Below are 3,530 nucleotides of genomic sequence, written 5' to 3'. Positions count from 1 at the left end.
CTTCATCGTGACCGGCGATGGACCCAAGAGCGTGGTGGTGCGCCAGAGCGATGCGGCAGGCAACACCTCGGCCAACTCGGCGACGTTGACCTTTATCGTGGACACCGCTCCAGTACTTCCAACGATCTCAACAGTGGCTACTGATAACACCATTTCGCTGGCCGAGGCGGCGGCCGGAGTAACCTTGAGCGGCACGGCTGAAGCGGGCAGTACGGTGACTGTGACTTACGGCGGTCATGACTACGCTGCTACGACCACACCAGCGGGTACCTGGAGTGTGTTGGTCCCGGTTGCAAACAACCCGGGTTATGGCAACCAGAATGTAACGGTGTGGATGACTGACTTGGCGGGTAATGTCTCGCCGAGTGTGAACAAGTCGGTATTTGTCAGCGAGTCGGTCAATACCTATGTCGCTGGAGATCAAGGACCAGCCAACAACGCCAACTTTGCTCGTGACTCGGTGGTGACGGGGTTGAGTGACGGTGGTTGGGTGATCACCTGGAACAGCGACAACGGGGCTGGGACCGGCAAAGATGTCTATCAGCAGCGCTTTGGTGCGGATGGCCATGCCTTGGGTGCGGAAACTCGCGTCAACACTACGACCATTAATACTCAGGAGGCACCGGAAGTCACGGCATTGGCCGATGGCGGTTGGCTGGTGACCTGGCTTGATAATCAGGGAGGGATCAATTGGTCGATTCGTCAACAGCGTTACAACGCCGATGGATCAGCAAACGGCACCGAGGTTGTGGTCAAGGCGGCGAGTAATCAGGCCGATGGCTATTCCGATACTGCCCAGCTCAATGACGGTGGCTGGGTTACGACCTGGAGTCGCGACCCAGGCGATGGCACTTCTCTCGGTATTATCCAGCAGCGTTTCAATGCTGATGGCACGCCCAGCGGTGGTATGACGACGGTCAATACCACCGCTGCAGGTGTGCAACGCGAATCAAGCATTGCTGCACTTTCGGATGGTGGTTGGGTAGTCACTTGGTGGAGCCAGAATCAGGATGGCAGTGGCTGGGGTGTTTACCAGCGGCGCTATAGCGCTGCCGGGGCCACTGTGGGAGGCGAAGTCCGAGTCAATAGCACGACCGCGAATGATCAGTATCACGCAGAAACCGCTGGTTTTTCGGCGGATCAGGGGGGGGGGTGGATTGTTAGCTGGACTGACGGGGCGGCTGATGGTAGCGGCGCTGGTATTTACTTGCAGCGTTATGACGCGACGGGCGTGGCTGTGGGAGGGGAAACACGGGTCAATGGCTTCACCACGGGTACGCAAGCGCATCCCAGTATCGCCGTTCTGAGCGACGGCGGTTGGGTGGTGACCTGGCACAGCAATAATCAAGTCAGCGGTACGTCGGGTTACGATGTTTACCTGCAACGTTACGATGCGCTGGGCAATAAAAAGGGCAGCGAACAATTAGTCAACAGTTTTACTGCGGGTGATCAGACTCACCCGTCAGTTACCGCGACCGCAGACGAAGGCTTTACGATCAGTTGGACCAGCAATGGTCAGGACGGTAGTGGTGCGGGTGTGTACCAGCGGCACTACGATGCCAGCGGCAGCCCGCTGAGCAAAACGATCACGCTGGCTGCAGTAAGTGACGATGTTCCGGCCATTGTTGATGATATCGCCAATGGCGGTGCAACCAATGACACCACACCGACTTTAAGCGGCACACTGAGTGCGGTGTTGGCAGTGGGCGAATTGGTAGAGGTGCTGCGTAATGGTGTGGTGGTGGCGACGCTGGCCCCATCGGGTACGACATGGAGTTACACCGACAGCACTCTGGCGAACGGTAGTTACGGCTACAGCGTGCGCATCCGCGATGCAGCGTATCGATATTCGGTGGAAACGCCGGTTCATCAGATTGTGGTGGATACCGTGCTCGTGACACCAACGATCGCAACAGTGGCGGGTGATAACACCATTTCACTAGCGGAGGCAGAGAGCTTAACATTAAGCGGCACGGCAGAGGCAGGAAGTGAAATATCCGTTACGTTCGGCAATCAAACTTACACTACCACGGCCACAGCGACTGGCACATGGAGCGCTTCGGTTCCTTCCGGCGATATGCCCGCTTATGGAAATCATTTGATATCCGTTGTGGCATTGGATGCCGCAGGTAATACAGCCAACACCAGCAAGACGGTGTTGGTTAGCGAATCGGTGAATACCACCGTTTCCGGCTCACAAGGTGTGGGTTACAACAACACGGATCGCGCCTCGGTGGTGGCTGCGCTTGCCGATGGGGGGTGGATAGTAGTCTGGGATGGTGATGGCAACGGTATCAATATCTCTCAACAGCGCTTTGATGCCAATGGCAAGCCTGTTGGCGTTGAGATTCAAATAAGTACTGGATCAGCTACTTCACCAGAGGTTATTGGACTTGCTGATGGTGGTTGGCTCGCTACTTGGAATGTCAGTGGCGGCGGCGGGTTTCAATCAAGTGTACAGCAGCGCTACAACGCCGATGGTACGGTGAATGGTCCCCAAATCAGTATTACCAGCGGATATAACATCGAATATTTAGACTCTGCTCAGCTCAGTAATGGCAGCTGGATTGTGAGCTGGTCGGGGGGATTCTCGGGCACTGATATTTTTTATCAGCGCGTGAGCACTAGTGGCACGCACATGGGTAGCGTAACGACGGTCAATACTGCGGCTGGCATGCAGCGTAGCGCGCATGTCGCCGCGCTCGCCGATGGCGGCTGGGTCATTACCTGGGAGAGCTCTGCACAAGATGGTTCTGGTTGGGGAGTTTATCAGCGGCGATATAACGCTTCTGGTGTGGCCCAAGGGGGGGAGATATTGATAAACACTACGACCAGTGGTGATCAAAATAGCTCAGATGTCGCTAGTTTTTCGGCGACACAGGGCGGCGGTTGGGTTGTCGTGTGGACGGATTCTGGAGCCGATGGAAGCGGTAAAGGAATTTTCATGAAGCGTTACAATGCGACGGGTACGGCCGTAGGCGTACAAACACAGGTCAATACCTATACTGCGGGTGTGCAGGAACATTCCAGCGTAGCCATTCTAAGCGATGGTAGCTGGGTGGTTGCGTGGCAAAGCATGAACCAGTTTAGTGGTAGCTCGGGCTACGATATCTACCTGCAACGCTACAATGCGGACGGTACACTTAATGGTACGGAAACGCTGGTTAATAGTTCCTATACAGTGGATGGCCAATATCAGTCCTCCATTACTGCAACGCAGGATGGTGGGTTTACCATTACGTGGACCAGCCTGGGCCAGGATGGTCAATATGGTGGGATCTATCAAAAGCACTATGCGCCGACTCCTTTCCAAGCGCTATTTAACGAGGACAACGGAGGACAGGTCGCCGCCCAGACTGCCGCTGCAGCCGCTTCACCAGAGAGTCCTGTGGTCGCTAGTGCGGCGGGTAATGTTTCGGCTGATAGCAGCCACCTGGTCACGGTGAAAGCATCGCCGGTGATGAGCAGTGATCTGCAGGGTGTCACGAACCTTGATGTGCGTTCGGATCTGGTGCTCAAGTCGAGCTTGC

2 protein-coding genes are annotated in these 3,530 nt (G+C 55.8%); one reads left to right on the top strand and one right to left on the bottom strand.

Going from position 1 to position 3,530, the window contains the following annotated elements:
* The coding region (locus CRO75_RS33495; RefSeq protein WP_239990686.1) for a hypothetical protein at positions 1–195 on the bottom strand (195 nt) is incomplete at its 3' end.
* Between CRO75_RS33495 and CRO75_RS32060 the strand changes: the two genes are divergently transcribed.
* Positions 134–3,530, top strand: a 3,397-nt coding sequence (locus CRO75_RS32060) for an Ig-like domain-containing protein (protein WP_239990685.1), incomplete at its 3' end; no start/stop codon positions are given. The two genes, CRO75_RS33495 and CRO75_RS32060, sit on opposite strands and share 62 nt — an antisense overlap.

Origin of the sequence: Pseudomonas sp. LAMO17WK12:I10 (assembly GCF_900215185.1) — a bacterium.
GTDB lineage: Bacteria > Pseudomonadota > Gammaproteobacteria > Pseudomonadales > Pseudomonadaceae > Aquipseudomonas > Aquipseudomonas chlororaphis.
This window is presented reverse-complemented; position numbering and strand designations above follow the sequence as displayed.